The organism is Hydrogenophaga sp. A37 (assembly GCF_002001205.1).
GTDB lineage: Bacteria > Pseudomonadota > Gammaproteobacteria > Burkholderiales > Burkholderiaceae_C > Hydrogenophaga.
Genome location: NZ_MUNZ01000089.1, coordinates 78513 through 93212 on the forward strand (window position 1 = coordinate 78513; position 14700 = coordinate 93212).

Annotated in this window: 16 protein-coding genes; 11 read left to right on the forward strand and 5 right to left on the reverse strand. The window is 66.0% G+C overall.

Features of this window, described 5'->3' with window-relative positions; all coding sequences use genetic code 11:
• Positions 1–208 precede the first annotated feature (208 nt).
• Positions 209–1189 (reverse strand): porin, encoded by a 981-nt coding sequence (locus tag B0E41_RS09765; protein WP_077330892.1) that lies wholly within the window; start codon positions 1187–1189, stop codon positions 209–211.
• Positions 1190–1458: 269 nt separating this feature from the next.
• Here B0E41_RS09765 and coq7 point away from each other — a divergent pair, with 269 nt between their 5' ends.
• On the forward strand, positions 1459–2106 hold the full coding sequence (gene coq7 / locus B0E41_RS09770; protein WP_077330893.1) for a 2-polyprenyl-3-methyl-6-methoxy-1,4-benzoquinone monooxygenase: 648 nt from the start codon (positions 1459–1461) through the stop codon (positions 2104–2106).
• Between the two features lie 16 nt (positions 2107–2122).
• On the opposite strand, the gene B0E41_RS09775 is transcribed toward coq7, so the two are convergent.
• Complete coding sequence (locus B0E41_RS09775; protein WP_077330894.1) at positions 2123–2572, reverse strand: OsmC family protein; 450 nt, start codon at positions 2570–2572, stop codon at positions 2123–2125.
• A 232-nt stretch (positions 2573–2804) separates the two neighbouring features.
• Between B0E41_RS09775 and ilvA the strand changes: the two genes are divergently transcribed.
• Both ilvA and B0E41_RS09785 read left to right on the forward strand, forming a co-directional pair.
• A complete protein-coding gene (gene ilvA, locus B0E41_RS09780; protein WP_077330895.1) occupies positions 2805–4409 on the forward strand; it encodes a threonine ammonia-lyase, biosynthetic in 1605 nt (534 codons plus the stop codon).
• Positions 4410–4484: 75 nt separating this feature from the next.
• Complete coding sequence (locus tag B0E41_RS09785; RefSeq protein WP_171984722.1) at positions 4485–5507, forward strand: nicotinate-nucleotide--dimethylbenzimidazole phosphoribosyltransferase; 1023 nt, start codon at positions 4485–4487, stop codon at positions 5505–5507.
• Here the strand turns inward: B0E41_RS09785 and B0E41_RS09790 are convergent.
• From B0E41_RS09790 to B0E41_RS09800, 3 genes are read right to left on the reverse strand one after another with little or no spacing between them, the layout of a single operon-like run.
• Positions 5504–6169 (reverse strand): 3'-5' exonuclease, encoded by a 666-nt coding sequence (locus B0E41_RS09790; protein WP_077330897.1) that lies wholly within the window; start codon positions 6167–6169, stop codon positions 5504–5506. The two genes, B0E41_RS09785 and B0E41_RS09790, sit on opposite strands and share 4 nt — an antisense overlap.
• Positions 6166–8100: a DUF294 nucleotidyltransferase-like domain-containing protein gene (locus B0E41_RS09795; RefSeq protein ID WP_077330898.1), complete on the reverse strand. Its 1935-nt coding sequence runs from the start codon at positions 8098–8100 to the stop codon at positions 6166–6168. Before B0E41_RS09795 ends, B0E41_RS09790 begins: the two co-directional genes overlap by 4 nt.
• Positions 8101–8137: 37 nt before the next feature.
• Positions 8138–8635 (reverse strand): hypothetical protein, encoded by a 498-nt coding sequence (locus tag B0E41_RS09800; protein WP_077330899.1) that lies wholly within the window; start codon positions 8633–8635, stop codon positions 8138–8140.
• A 109-nt stretch (positions 8636–8744) separates the two neighbouring features.
• On the opposite strand from B0E41_RS09800, the gene gspG reads away from it, so the two are divergent.
• The 8 genes from gspG to gspN all read left to right on the forward strand — a co-directional run bounded on the left by gspG (position 8745) and on the right by gspN (position 14676).
• Entirely contained in the window at positions 8745–9203 is a 459-nt protein-coding gene (gene gspG, locus B0E41_RS09805) for a type II secretion system major pseudopilin GspG (RefSeq protein ID WP_077330900.1), read from the forward strand.
• Positions 9204–9331: 128 nt separating this feature from the next.
• A complete protein-coding gene (locus B0E41_RS09810) occupies positions 9332–9805 on the forward strand; it encodes a prepilin-type N-terminal cleavage/methylation domain-containing protein (RefSeq protein WP_077330901.1) in 474 nt (157 codons plus the stop codon).
• Entirely contained in the window at positions 9802–10179 is a 378-nt protein-coding gene (gene gspI / locus B0E41_RS09815; protein ID WP_077330902.1) for a type II secretion system minor pseudopilin GspI, read from the forward strand. The genes B0E41_RS09810 and gspI overlap by 4 nt, the downstream gene beginning before the upstream one ends.
• A complete protein-coding gene (locus tag B0E41_RS09820) occupies positions 10179–10898 on the forward strand; it encodes a prepilin-type N-terminal cleavage/methylation domain-containing protein (RefSeq protein ID WP_077330903.1) in 720 nt (239 codons plus the stop codon). The genes gspI and B0E41_RS09820 overlap by 1 nt, the downstream gene beginning before the upstream one ends.
• A gap of 86 nt (positions 10899–10984) precedes the next feature.
• Entirely contained in the window at positions 10985–11974 is a 990-nt protein-coding gene (gene gspK, locus B0E41_RS09825; protein ID WP_290440849.1) for a type II secretion system minor pseudopilin GspK, read from the forward strand.
• Between the two features lie 55 nt (positions 11975–12029).
• Positions 12030–13343, forward strand: a complete 1314-nt coding sequence (gene gspL / locus B0E41_RS09830) for a type II secretion system protein GspL (protein ID WP_077330905.1) — start codon at positions 12030–12032, stop codon at positions 13341–13343.
• Entirely contained in the window at positions 13343–13885 is a 543-nt protein-coding gene (gspM, locus tag B0E41_RS09835; RefSeq protein WP_253194749.1) for a type II secretion system protein GspM, read from the forward strand. Before gspL ends, gspM begins: the two co-directional genes overlap by 1 nt.
• Complete coding sequence (gspN, locus tag B0E41_RS09840) at positions 13885–14676, forward strand: type II secretion system protein N (protein ID WP_077330906.1); 792 nt, start codon at positions 13885–13887, stop codon at positions 14674–14676. Before gspM ends, gspN begins: the two co-directional genes overlap by 1 nt.
• Positions 14677–14700 lie beyond the last annotated feature (24 nt).

Genomic DNA, 14700 nt, shown 5'->3' on the forward strand with positions numbered 1-14700 from the left:
AACTGAACCTTCATGCTAGCGCCGCGACACGTAAATAACGCGGGAATACCCTTAAAAATCGTTCCGAGGCGCTTGTCTGTCTTTTTTTTGAAACAGATGCACAACCACCACAACCAGTGCATGTGCGAAGGCCGAAGACAAAAAAACCCGCCAAGCTTCCTTGGCAGGTTATGTTTTCTTCGATGGGCTGACCAGAGTCAGCCAACGATCAGAAGTTGTGGTGCAGGGTCAGGTCGAAACCGGACTGCTTCTTGCCCGTGACGGCGCTGACGGCCTTGCTGTCACGACCGTAGGTCGTTTCCAGGGCGGTGCGCTTGCTCAGAGGGTAGATGTAACCCAGACCCAGCTTGGAGTTGGTCACCACGCCTGATGTCTTGTTCTTGGCGCGGGCCAAGCCAACTTGCACCTTGCCAGGACCCGCAGGAATCGTGGCACCGAACAGCAGACCTTCAGTTTTCACACCGGCGGCGGTCTTCTTGTTGCCAAGACCAAATGCCAGCTTGGCCACACCCAGATCGTAGGTAGCGTAGGCGTTGGTCACATCGCTGCCAGCATCCTTGTCGGCGCCAACACCCACATCCAAAGGACCGTTGGCGTAACCCACAGCGAAGCTGTTGTGTGCCTTGGCAGCGCCTTCTTTCAGGCCAGTGGACAGAGCGACGTTCACGCCGCTGAAGCTTCCGCTGTAGTGGAGGACGTTGGCAGTGCGAACGTGGGTGGTTTGCATGCCGATGCCACGCAGAGCGCCAGCGCCGTCGCCACCGAAGGGATCAGGCTTGTTGTTGGCGCCCAGGAAGTTGGCGCTGTAGTAGCGGCCCAGACGGACTTCGCCGAAGGCACCAGCCAGGCCAACGGTCGACATGCCGTTCCACATCGTCGAAGTCGACGGCGTCACGACACCAGTGGTGGCGTTGGTCGAGCCAGCCACGAAAGTGGCGTCGGCACCGGTATCAGGGCGGAAGCGGTGCTCAATCTGAAACTTGGCCTGCAGACCGCCACCCAGATCTTCAACGCCGCGGAAGCCCAGACGACTGCCGTGAATGTCGTCCAATGAAGCTTCGTTGTTCTTCGTCCCCAAGCTGGACTTTTCCAAGCTGACGTTCACTTTGCCGTAGATGGTCACGGAAGACTGCGCGAAGGCGGCACCGGTAACGGCCACGGCAGCCAGAGCAATCAGGGTCTTTTTCATTGAGGGTATCTCCAAGGTTTAAAAATAGGCAGAGGGTCTGAGCCCTCAGGCCAACCTCCGTCACTGGAAGTTGAACGATTGCACCAGAAGGTCGCAGGGCACGCAAAGCTTTCCCGACGTGTTGTGGCACTCGGACAACGAAATCACTGCCCACCTAGGGCAATCCCTTACGGCTGAAGTACCCAACATCGGACGACTGCGTGAAGCACAATGGCATCTCGCGCCTCATATCTTCAGCTCTGATCAAGAGAAGCAACGCCTTGCACGGTATGGACACCCTGTTGACTGCCGCAGATTCAGCCCTGCGAACCCTCTTCGCTCAGCCCCGTGCATCACGTGTTTGCGCCACGTTGCCTGAATACGCCACAACATCGCTTTCTGACGAAGACCGCCAACTGTCTGCCGCGCTCATGCGGGTGAACCATGTTGGCGAAGTCTGCGCGCAGGCGCTCTACACAGCGCAGGCCTTGGCGGCACGCCAACGCCGCGCGGGGTCTCCGGGAGCCACCGAAGCACTGGCACAACAGCTCGAAGCTGCTGGAAGAGAGGAAACCGATCATCTGGCCTGGACCAGGGAGCGGCTTGATGAGTTGGGCGCGCGCCCTTCCCTGCTTAATCCGCTGTGGTACGCAGGTGCTTTCGGCATGGGGCTGGTGGCGGGTCGATTCGGCTCAGCCGTGAGTTTGGGTTTCGTGGTGGAAACTGAGCGTCAGGTGGAGGCTCATCTCGCCAGCCACATGGACCGGCTGCCCAAAGGCGATCTGGCGTCCAGAGCCATCGTTTCGCAGATGAAGGTCGATGAGGCACGCCACGCGCGCGAGGCCCAGCAGGCGGGCGCCACCGAACTGCCCGCGCCGGTCAAAGGCCTGATGAAACTGGCCGCCCGTGTGATGACGACAGTGGCTCACCGCATCTGAGATGCCTGGTGCAGGCTCAGGCCTCGATCACCTCAAACCCGGTTGTGATCTCGGCTGTTTTGCCCAGCATGATGCTGGCAGAGCAGTACTTGTCGTGACTCATGGCAATGGCCCGCTCCACCGCTGTCGGTGGAATGCCTTTGCCAGTCACGGTGAAATGCATGTGGATCTTGGTGAAGACCTTGGGATCGGTGTCTGCACGCTCGGTGGTGAGCCTGACGCTGCAACCTTTCACGTCGTGACGTCCGCGTTTGAGAATCAGCACCACATCGTACGCAGTGCAGCCACCCGTGCCGGCCAGCACGGTTTCCATGGGTCGAGCGGCCAGGTTGGCTCCCCCGTTTTCAGGCTTGGTGGCGTCTGGCGCACCATCCATGGTCAGCACGTGACCACTGCCGGTTTCGGCAACAAAACCCATGTGGGATCGGGTGCCGGCGCCGCCGGTCCAGGTCACTGTGCATTCCATGTCGGTGTTCAGGCGTGAAATAGTTGGCAAGCTGAAGAGTCAGCTCCCTAAAAAATAGCAAAAAGGCTGCAGCGCATGTTGCATTGCAGCATCCCGTCGGTATACTGGCGGCATTGTATTGAAGGTTGTCTCCTCTGCCCTCCACGGGTGGATTTAAACCCGGACCGGTTCTGCCAGTCCGGGTTTTTTTTGCCTGCAGGGGTCTCGCTATGATCATTGGCCAGGAAAACCCATGACATCACGCCCCCCCAAAACCGCCCCCCTCGCTCAAGCTGCTTCCCCGACGACCTCGTTGAGCCCGGCTGACTACCTCAAAAAGATCCTGACGGCGCGCGTGTACGACGTCGCGGTGGAGTCCGCGCTGGAGCCGGCGAAAAACCTCAGCCGGCGGCTGAACAACAAGGTGCTGCTCAAACGCGAAGACCAGCAACCGGTGTTCAGTTTCAAGCTGCGTGGCGCGTACAACAAGATGGCGCACCTGACGCCCCAGCAGTTGAAGAAGGGCGTGATCTGCGCCTCGGCGGGCAACCATGCCCAGGGCGTGGCCCTCGGCGCCCACAAGCTTGGCACTCGCGCGGTCATCGTCATGCCGACCACCACGCCGCAAGTGAAGGTAGATGCAGTGCGAGCGCTGGGCGGCGACGTGGTGCTGCACGGCGACAGCTATTCCGACGCCTATGTCCATGCCGTGGGACTGCAGAAAAAACAGGGGCTGACGTTCGTCCACCCCTTCGACGACCCGGACGTGATCGCTGGACAAGGCACGATCGCGATGGAAATCCTGCGTCAGCTGCAAAGCCTGGGCTCGGAGCACCTGGACGCGGTGTTCGTGGCCATCGGCGGCGGCGGCTTGATCTCCGGTGTGGCGAACTACATCAAGGCCGTGCGCCCCGAGATCAAGGTGATCGGCGTACAAACCGTGGACTCTGACGCCATGCTGCAGTCGGTCCAAGCGGGTGAGCGCGTGACGCTGAACGAAGTCGGCCTGTTCGCCGACGGCACGGCGGTGAAGCTGGTGGGTGAGGAAACCTTCCGCATCGCAAGGGGGCTGGTGGACGAGTTCGTGGTGGTAGACACCGACGCGGTCTGCGCCGCCATCAAAGACATCTTCGTCGACACGCGCAGCATCGTGGAGCCTTCTGGTGCGCTGGCGGTGGCAGCGATCAAACAGTACGTCGCGAAACACAAGACCAAGGGCGAAACCTACGCGGCCATCCTCTGTGGCGCCAACATGAACTTCGACCGTTTGCGCTTTGTGGCCGAACGCGCCGAAGTGGGCGAAGAGCGAGAGGCGCTGTTCGCCGTGACGATTCCCGAAGAGCGCGGCAGTTTCAAGCGTTTCCTGGAGACCATCGCCGGGTTGCCCGGCGGGCCACGCAATGTCACGGAGTTCAACTACCGCATTGGCAACGAACAGGTGGCCCATGTGTTCGTGGGCCTGACCACGCAAGGCCCGGGCGAGTCGAAGAAGATCGCCGGGTTGTTCAAGCGCCAGGGTTTTGACGCACTGGACCTCACGCACGACGACCTGGCCAAGGAACACATCCGCCATATGGTGGGCGGGCATTCACCGCTCGCGCAGGAAGAGCGGTTGCTGCGTTTTGTCTTCCCCGAGCGCCCGGGCGCACTGCTGAAGTTCCTCAGTCTCATGCGCCCCGGCTGGAACATCAGCCTGTTTCACTACCGCAACCAGGGGGCGGATTACGGCCGCATCCTGGTGGGCCTGCAGGTGCCGCCCAAAGACGACAAGGCCTTTGCCAAATTCCTTGACACTTTGGGCTATCCGTTCGTCGAAGAAACCCACAATCCGGTGTACCGTCTCTTTCTCAAAAGTTGACCTCCTGACGCCATGAACCCAAGGCCATTGCCGCGACCTGTCACCGAAACAGGCGTCGAGACGAACGGCGTTCCCGTGTGGCCGCCGGTCAAGGTCACTGCCAATGCCCAGATGGACCTGTTGGTGCAGCACCATCTGACCAGCCCTCACGAGGCCGCTCACTCGTTGGGCCGCATGGCGTCGCTGGCGATGCAAATCGCCCGCATTCAGAACGGCAAGCACGGCGATCTGCCAGTCATTTGCTTCGAATCACCTCAGCTTGTGGTGTTTGCGGGTGATCACGGCGTGGCCGACGAAGGGGTGTCGGCGTTTCAGCAAGATGCCACCATGCAAAGGGTGTTGACCATGCTCGCCGGCAAGAGCCCGGTCAACGCGCTCGCGGAGATGAACGGGTTTGACCTCACGCTGGTGGACGCCGGTGTCGCATCGCACATCGTGCCGCCACCCGACACCGAATCGGTGGTTCCCCTTCTGGTGCGCAAGATCGGCTACGGCACGCGCAACATGGTGCTGGCCCAGGCGATGTCGGCAACGCAGGCGCGCTCGGCACTGCAGGCTGGCATGGACGTGGTGCGGCATCTGCCGGGCAACGTGGTCGCACTCAGCAACATCGGCGTGGCCGGCAACGCATGCGCGGCGCAGCTGCTGTCGCGCCTGTGTGGGGTGCCGTTGGCCGACGCCTGCGGCAAAGACCAGGCCCAAGACGAAGTCCAGTCCCAGCGCAAGCTGGAGCGCCTGTTCGCCGCCGCCAGCCGACACCGCAAGGCCACCGCGCCGCTGGACGTGCTCGCAGCCATGGGTGGGTTTGAGATCGGCATGCTCTGCGGCGCCATGATCCAGGCGGCGAGCGAGCGGCGTGTGGTGATCGTGGACGGTTTTGTCGCCAGCACCGCGGCCCTGCTGGCGCGCGCGCTGGTGCCCGCGGTGGCGGACTACCTGGTGTTCGCCCACCGCTCGGCCGAGCCAGGGCATCGCCTGTTGCTGATCCATCTGCAGGCACAGCCCCTGCTCGACATGGAGCTGCGCGCGGGCGAGGGCACGGGCGCCCTGCTCGCCTGGCCTTTGCTGCTCGCCGCCCAGCGACTGCTACAACTTTAGGCGCCCAGCCAGCGACGCTGGCCTGCGAGTGCCACAACATCGTGCCACCGGGCGCACTGCGGTGCCAAGCGTGGCCAGATCTGCAACAACAGTTCGGCCTCGGCAAGTGTGTCGGCCGAGGCCTGATGACGTGCCAGACAGCGGATGCCGAAATGCGCCATCCACTCGTCGAGGGAGCGTGCGCGCACCCCTTCGTGCGTCACCGCGCACAGGTCCGCGATGTCCACCCATTGATGGGGCAATCGTCGGCCCAGGTGTTGCTCGCAATGGCGGTCGAGCATCGTGGCATCGAAGGCGCTGTGAAAAGCCAGCAGCGGCGCCGACTGGGTGAAATCGGCGAAGGCTTGCAGGGCCCGCCCGGGCGCCATGCCGTCGCGCTGCTGCTGCTTGCCAATACCGTGCAGCAAGATGTTGTCGTGGTCGGTGCGTCCCTTCTGCTGCAGCACCACCTCAAAGCTGTCACCGAGCACAATGTCCAGCCGCTGGCGCGTCCAGTCCACTTGCAACCCCAGTGCCGCAATGGCCAGCAGGTGGTCGCTGGACGCATCGAGACCGCTGGTCTCTACATCGACGACCACCCAGCGCTCCAGCGAGTGACTCTGGGTGGGTGTGGCGCCACGCACGCCCCACCACGACCGAACCTGATCCAGCACGCGGCTCATCGTTGGTAGTCGAGCTGCACCCGCTGCTGCAGGCTGCGCACCACCCGCAAGGTTTCGCGCAGGATGCGACGGTCAATGTCATTGAGCGCGTCGACCCCGATGCGATTGGGGTTGTCACCCACGGTGCTGCCGTCGAGCTGCGCCCGCAAGCGCAGCATCTGCAAGAACTCGAAAGCGGCGACCCACGACGCGTGTTCATGCTCGGGCACGCCCAGCAAAGGCCCGACGGCTTCGAACCGTTCCCGCGTGCTGGTGGCGGGGACACCGCGGGCCAGCGCATACAGGCGCGCCACGTCCACCAGGATGGCTGTGCCCTGCAGCTTCAGGTCCAGCGTGGCCTGGCCGTTGACGGCGGTGGTGTCGATCTGCCCGCGCCAGTTCAGCGGTGGCGACTGCTCCAGACCATTGATCGCGAGTTGGCGCGCGAACCGCGGATTGGTTGCGGCGCGTTCGCCGACAAAAACACGCAGTTCATCGGCCAGCACCGATCGGCCGGCGAGGCTGCGGAAGTCAAAGTAGATGCTGGCGTTGAGCAGGTCCTGGGGCGAACCATGGTCGATCCACTGCGTGAACCGCTGCTTCCATTGCGACAGGCTCAGGCAACAGTCGGGGTTGCTGGCCATGATGTTGCCCTTGCACAGGGGATAGCCGCAGGCGTCCAGCGCCCGGTTGACATCCAGGGCAAAGGCCAGCAGGCGCTGCGGCTCGGGCGCAGGGCCGTGTTCCGGCTCGGCCACGATCAGCGCATTGTCCTGGTCGGTGGCGATGGTCTGTTCACTGCGGCCTTCCGAGCCGAGCGCGATCCAGCAGAACTGTTGCGGGTCCAGCGCGTGCTCGCCCGCCTTGATGACCACCAGCCGCGCGGTCAGCACGTCGTTGAGGTGGCTGATGAGCTGGGTCAGTTGGTGGGCCTGAACGCCCTGCCCCAGCAAGCTGCGGGCAAAACGCCGGATGTCGGCGGCGGCCGATTGCAGCGCCGGCAGATCCGGGGCGTGCCGGATCTGATCGCTGACCTGGCTGAGGCTCAGCCGTTGCAGGGCGTACAGGTCGCGCTCGGAAACCATGCCCACGGCGCGCCCTTGCCGTGTGACCGGCACATGGCGAATGCCCTGGGCCGACATCAGCAGCGCCGCCTCCTGCGCCGTGCGCTCAACGCCCAGGCTGTGCACCGGCTGCACCATGACCGCTGACATGGGCGTGTCCAGAGGCAGGCGCGCCAGGGTGACGCGGCCGAGGATGTCAAAGCGCGTGAGGATGCCGATCGGGCGCTCCTCACGGTCCACCACCAGCATCGAACCGATGCGCAGGCGGTGCATCTGTTCCAGCGCGTCCTGCAGCGGCGTCTGTGGCCCGCAGGTCACGAGCGCTTGGCGGCACAACCGCTCCAGCGGCGTCTCCATCGACTGCTCGGACAGCACACGCGACGCATAGGCCGATTGCAGTGCCGCGCGCGAAAGGTCGAGGAAACGCAGGATGCGTCGGTTCAGAAAGTCGGCAAACACGTGGCTTTGCTCGGCCAGTGCCTGCAGTTGTTCGGCCGGCAGGCGCAGCGCAAAGGTGTCTTCGGTGGCGTGGTACGACGTGGTCGTGGCGCGCTGCGCCAGCACGGCGCTGATCGGGAACAGGTCGCCCGCTTCGTACTGGAAGGCACCGCCTGACACGTCCGAAAGCCCGCGTTTGCCCAGCACCGCGCCACGCCGGATGAAAAACAGCTCGCTGGCCACGCCATCCTCAGGCTTGATCAGTGCATCGCCTGGGGCGAAGTAGGCCTGCCGCGAGGCTTCGACAAACGACCGGACATGCAACGGGTCCATCTCGTCAAAGGGCGGGTGACGTTGCAATTCGTCACACAGTTGTCCCAGCAGGCTGCCGGACGGTTTCAGGGGTGCGTCCGGTGGCGGTGGATTCGTGGGAAAGCGGGACAAGGTCATGGCAACACGGCTGTGCAGCGACCCCTCGGCCGCAAGGTCATTTCGGCGTCTCGGGCAGGCTCAGTTCCAACGGGTCGGCGCCCCCGCGCGTGGACCCCAGCCGGGCCACGCGCTGCCCGACAGACAACAACACCAACTCGCCGTCCACGACGGATCCGATCGTGATGGGCCGTGGTGGCTGCCCGTCCACGGCAATCAACGCCGCACCACGCTGACCCGGCTGGCTCACCAGACCGATCAGGCGAAACCGGGACGCGGCGGGCGGTGCCACCGGTGTCGCCGCCTGCACTTCGGGCAAAGCACCCAGCGCCCGAGCCACCGACGAGGCGTCTGCCTGGATGGGGTTGCCGGCGATGGCGGCCACCGGAACCAGCGGCCCGCGACCCCAGAATTGAAACATCCAGTAACCCGCGCACAACCCGGCTGCCAGCCAGAGCACCCCCGCCGCCAGCGCCGGCCAGGCGCGCCCCGACGCTGGCGCCACCAACGTGGAAAAGCGGTTGTTCAGTCGCGCAGAAAAGGGCTGCTTCAGCATGGGCGCATTATGATCCACCGTCTTGGCGGTTCACTTTGCGTCGCAAGTTTTCCGCCCCTCTGAGCACAGCGCCGCCCTGGCCTGTCCAACGTGTTTTCGGGAGCCCGATTTGAACCCCGTCATTGCCACCAAGGCACCCACCCCTTCCCCATCCACCCGCCTGCAGCGAGGCTTCACGCTGATCGAGCTGATGGTCGTTCTGGTGATCATCGGCGTGCTGGCCGCACTGATCGTGCCCAATGTGCTGGACCGCGCCGACGATGCGCGAGTGACCGCCGCCAGGACCGACGTCAACAACCTGATGCAGGCGCTCAAGCTGTACCGCCTCGACAACCAGCGTTACCCCAGTGGCGAGCAGGGTCTGACCGCGCTGGTGGCCAAGCCCACCGCAGCACCGGTGCCGCCCAACTGGCGGCCTTACCTGGAGAAACTGCCAGCCGACCCCTGGAGCCGCCCCTACCAGTACCTGAACCCGGGCCTGCATGGCGAGGTCGATGTGCTTTCACTGGGCGCAGACGGTCAATCCGGCGGCGAAGGCAAGGACGCCGACGTGGGCAGCTGGCAGTGAATGACTCCCCCCTGCGCCGCTGCGCGGCGTCCCCCCGGGGGGACGGTGCCCTTCGACCGGCGGAGCCGGATCGTCGGCACCCGCTGGGCTGGTCCACTTCGCGCCGTCCACTTATCTGGTTGTCGTGAATGGACAGAAATCCTTTGCGTGCGAGCCAGGGCTTCACCTTGCTGGAGTTGCTGGTGGTCGTCTCCATCGTGGCGCTGGCCACGGCGGGGGTGAGTCTGTCGCTGCGTGACACGGGCGCCAAGGAGCTGGAGAGCGAGGCGATTCGCCTGGCTGCGCTGCTGGAGTCTGGGCGGGCGCAATCGCGCAGCAGCGGTGTGCCGGTGCGCTGGCTCGCCAACGACGTTGGTTTTGAATTTCAAGGCATCAGCACCCGCGCCGAGGCGCGTGACTCGCTGGCCCGGCCTCGCATGTGGCTGAACTCCGACACCCGCGCGCGGGTGACCCAGCCGCGCGGCGCTGACGGGCTGGTGCTCGGGCCCGAGCCCTTGATCACGGCGCAGCGCTTGGAACTCATCCAAGGCGACCGACGCCTGACCCTCGCCACCGATGGCCTCGCGCCCTTTGCGGTGGTCGCGACGCCCGTCACCCCATGACCTCGCCCAAGGGCTCTCGCGGCTTCACGCTGATCGAAATCCTCGTGGCGCTCGCGGTCGTGGCCGTGGCCCTCGCGGCCGGCTCGCAGGCCACCGGCGCGCTCACCCGCGCGGCGGCGCGACAGAGCGACCAGTGGCTGGCCCAGCTGTGCGCCGAAAACGAGCTGATCCGGCTGCGGCTGACGCGCCAGTTGCCCAGCGTGGGCGACAGCACCAGCGAGTGTCAGCAGGCCGGGCGCAGCTTGCAGGTGAGTCTGTCCGTGGTGCCCACACCCAACCCCAACTTCCGCCGCGTGGACGCGCTGGTCGAATCGAGGGTGGACGGCGTGGACGTGCGGCTGCTCAGCCTGTCCACCATCATGGGGCGGTATTGATGGCCCCCCCCCGGCGAAGCCGATTCCGCGATGGGTCCCGCAGGGGCATCTGCGGCTTCACCTTGATCGAGCTGTTGGTGGCGCTGGCGGTGATGTCCATGCTGGCCATGCTGAGCTGGCGCTCCATCGATGGCATGAACCGGACCCAGACCCTGACCCAGCAGCGCGCCGACGAGCTGCTGCGCCTGCAGGCGGCGCTGGGGCAATGGCACGCGGACCTTGATGCGTTGGTCTACACCGACGAGCTCAACCCCCTCGAATTCGACGGCAAACTGCTGCGCATGACCCGCCGAGACAGCGTGGACAACGGCCTGAACAGTGCGGGCGTGCGTGTGGTCGCGTGGAGCCGCCAGAACCGGGCCGATGCGCCCGGTGCGCAATGGATGCGCTGGCAATCGGCTCCGGTGCAGCGTCGCGATGAACTGGCTGAGGCCTGGCAACGGGCGACCGAGTGGGCCGAGTCGGGTGCGGCGGACGGTCGCGACAGCGCGGTGGCGCTTGCGGGCATCGACCAGTGGCAACTTTTTTACCACCGGGGTGAAACCTGGGGCAATTCGCTGTCCTCGGTCGGCAATGAAAGCGCGGGCGTGCTCACCGTCTCGGAGGGCAGCATCCCCAATGGCGTGCGCCTGGTCCTCACCCTCACCCCCGGACAAGGGCTGGCCGGCACCCTGGTGCGCGACTGGGTGCGCCCGACGCTGCAGGCCGGAAGGACATGAAGCACCCCCCGCGCCGCTTCGCGTCGCTCCCTCAGGGCACCGTCGGGCCGGCTTTGCCGGACGGCCAGTGCCGCCCCCCAGGGGGGGTGACGCGAAGCGGCGCAGGGGGGGGCCGTGAACACGGTGCCGCACTCCTGCTTGCCATGCTCACCGTCGCACTCGTGGCCACGCTGGCCTCGGCGGCGCTGTGGCAGCAATGGCGTTCGGCCGAGGTAGAAGCGGCCGAGCGGCAGCGCCTGCAGGCCAGCTGGATCCTCGTCGGTGCCCTGGACTGGGCGCGCCTGATCCTGCGCGAAGATGCGCGCAGCAACCAGAACACCGGCGCAGCCGACCACCTCGGTGAGCCCTGGGCGACGCCGCTGGAAGAGGCCCGCCTTTCCAGCTTTCTGGCGGCGGACAAGAACAACAGCGCCGAAGAACTGATGCCGGCCTTTCTGTCGGGTGAATTGATCGACCAGCAGTCGCGTCTGAACTTCCGCAACCTGATCAGGATCACCGGCACCGGGCCACAGGCCAAGGCGGAGTTGTCGGCGCCGGATGTGGCCACGTTCACCCGGCTGTACGAGCTGCTCGACCTGCCCCCCGCCGAATTGACCGCGGCGGCGGCCAACCTGCTGCGCACCACGGAGCGTGCGCTCGACGACCCGAAGCCGTCGTCATCGCCGCTGGTGCCGAAGCGCTACGCCCAACTGGGCTGGTTGGGCCTGAGCAAGGCCAGCCTCACGGCCCTGGAGAAGCACGTCACCGTCCTCCCTGAGCGCAGCCGCCTCAACCTCAACACCGCCAGCGCGGAGGCCCTGAGCGCCAGCGTGCCGGGCCTGGACCTGGCGATGGCCCAGCAGGTGGTCACCAACCGCGCCAGCAGCCCATTCACCAAGCTGGAAGACGCCGTGGCCCGCATCCCCGGCGCCACCGCCGAGACGGTGACCGTCGCGCATCACGATGTGCGCAGCCGGTTCTTCGAAGCGCGTGTGCGCCTGCGCCTGGACGACACCCTGATCGAAGAACATTCGCTGATCCAGCGCAATGGCCTGATCACCTTGGTGCAGTGGCGCGAACGGGTGGCGGCGCCGTGACGTGGCGCGATTCGCTCGCCCGGTGGTATCTCACTAGAATCAAAGACTGTCCGGGGTGCCCCGCACCCTGCCGCTGCATCCCAACGTGCTGATCCTCACACCGACCGATTTCACCACCGCTGCCGCCAGCCCGACCTCGGTGCTGGACTGGGTTCGCTCGCCCAACGGGCAGCAGCAGGGCGACCACGGGAGTTGCGCCGCCGCGCTGCTGCCAGCGGACGAAGACGTGGTGCTGGTGCTGCCGCCGCGAGCGGTGTCCTGGCACCGCGTGGCGCTGCCCAAAGTGGCTGCGGCGCGACTGCGGGCAGCCTTGGACGGCGTGCTGGAGGACCGGTTGCTGAGCGACCCGGCCGAACTGCACTTTGCGCTGGAGCCCGATCGCCGTCCTGGACAGAAGCTCTGGGTAGCGGCTTGTCACAAGTCCTGGCTGAGGTCCTGGTTGCAGGTGCTCGAGGCAGCGGGCCGCCCGGTATCGCGCATCGTGCCCGCCCTCTGGCCCACGTCGGTGGGGGGTGGAGATCGCGGCGAAACCGTGCACTGGGCTCACGACGAAGGCGACGGCGTCTGGCTGGCCACGGCCAACCCGCTGGGCGTGCGCAGCGTCCCGCTGCGAGAAAACGGCACCAGCACCTTCGGCCACAGCAGCTTCGGCGATTCGACCTTCGGGGACCTCGGACCTGCGGCCAGCAGCGCCAATGGGCACCTGCCGATGGCCTCCGATCCGGCCACCACAAGCTGGTTCGCCGACCCCTCGATCACGGCGCTGGCTGAACAGGTGTGCAACCAGCGCTTCGACCTGATGCCACCACCGACCTGGTTGCTGCGTTGCGCCCAGTCCGACTGGAACCTGGCGCAGTTCGACCTCAGCCTCTCCAGCGGTGCGCGCCGCAACCAACGTCTGCGCCAGTCACTGCGCCAGTTCCGAAGCGCCCCGGCCTGGCGCCCCGCGCGCTGGGGGCTCGCGGCACTGCTGTTGTCGCTGATGGGTGGCATCAACGCCAAGGCATGGATGGAGCGCAGCGCCATGGCCGCCAAGCAAGCTGCCATGACCCAGACCCTGCGAGAGACCTTCCCCGGTGAAACGCTGGTGATGGACGCGCCACTGCAGATGCGGCGCGGGCTCGCCCGCCTGCAGCAGGCCAGCGGCACGCTCTCCACCAGCGATCTGGAGGCCATGCTCGCGGCCATCGCGGCGGCCGCACCCAACGCGGCGCCCACCGCACTCGACTTCTCCCCCGGTGACGCCAAACTGGGTGCCTGGAACGTCCCCGAGCCCCAACTCCAGGCCTTGCAGCAAGCGCTCAACGAACGCGACTGGGCGGCCAGCCTGGAAGGCGGCTCGCTGCGCATCCGACCGAAAGCTCCCTGATGGCCACGCAAGATCAAACCCGTAAGGCCTCCGCCCTGACCAGCCTCGGTCAGCGCCTCGGCAGCACGCTGCAAGCCATGTCGCCTCGCGAGCAACGCGCAGTGCACATCGCCGCCTGGGTCGTGGGGCTGGGCCTCTTGTGGTGGGTGGGCCTGGCGCCCGCGCTCAAGACCTTGCAGCAAGCCCCCGCGAAACAGGCGCAACTCGACCAGGCGCTGAGCCAGATGCAAAACCTGGCCGCCAGCGCCGAGGTACTGCGCAAGCAGAACGCCACCCCGCCGCCGGGCCGCGACGCGGCTTTGCGTGCGCTCGAAGACGCGACCCGCGCGCTCGGTCCCAGCGCGCAGATGGCACTGCAGGGCGACCGTGCCACAGTGACCCTGCGCAGCACGCCACCACGCGCGCTGGCCCAGTGGCTCCACCAAGTGCGCGTCAACGCCCGCCTGCTGCCGTTGCAGGCGCAGATGCAGCGCGGCGGCAACCCCGACGGCTGGACCGGCCAGATCGTGCTGGCCGGCCCCGGCCTGGGAACCGGCAACTGATGGCACATCCCCACACCGTCCGCTGGGCCTGGCTGGGCGCAAGCCTGGGCCTGCTGATCGCGCTGCTGCTCTTTGCGCCGGCGCGCTGGCTCGGGTCCGCGCTGCACAACGCCACTGGCGGCCGGGTGCAACTCGTCAACACCCGGGGCACCGTGTGGAACGGTCGGGGTGACCTGCTGCTCAGCGGCGGAGAGGGCAGCCGCGGCCAGACCGCATTGCCACAGGGCGTGCGCTGGACGCTGGCCCCGGGCTGGCAGCAAGGACCGGCCGTGAAAGCCCAATTGACGTCACCCTGCTGCACCGAACGGCCCATTGGCATCAGCCTGCGACCGGGCCTGAGCAACACCGACGTGGTGTTCTCTGCCTTCAGCAGCCGCTGGCCCGCCGCGTTGCTGGTCGGGCTGGGCACACCCTGGAACACCTTGCGGCTGGACGGCCAGTTGGTCTTCCAATCGCCCGGCTTCACGGTGGCCTGGCACAGTGGACGCCCTCAACTGAAAGGGCTGCTCGTGATCGAAGCACGCGACCTCGCCACGCGCGTGTCCACCCTGCGCCCTTTGGGCAGCTACCGCGTCGAACTGCGGGCCAAACCCGAGGGCGACCAGGCCACACTCGCGCTCACCACGCTCAGCGGCGGTCTGCAACTCCAGGGCAACGGCCAGTGGGTGGGCGGCCGGCTGCGTTTTCGCGGCGACGCACAGGCCGCGCCCGGCAATGAGACCGCGCTGGCCAACCTGCTCAGCATCATCGGACGGCGCGAAGGCGTGCGCTCACTGCTTACGTTCGGATAAGGCTGTGTGCCGGACTTCGCGATA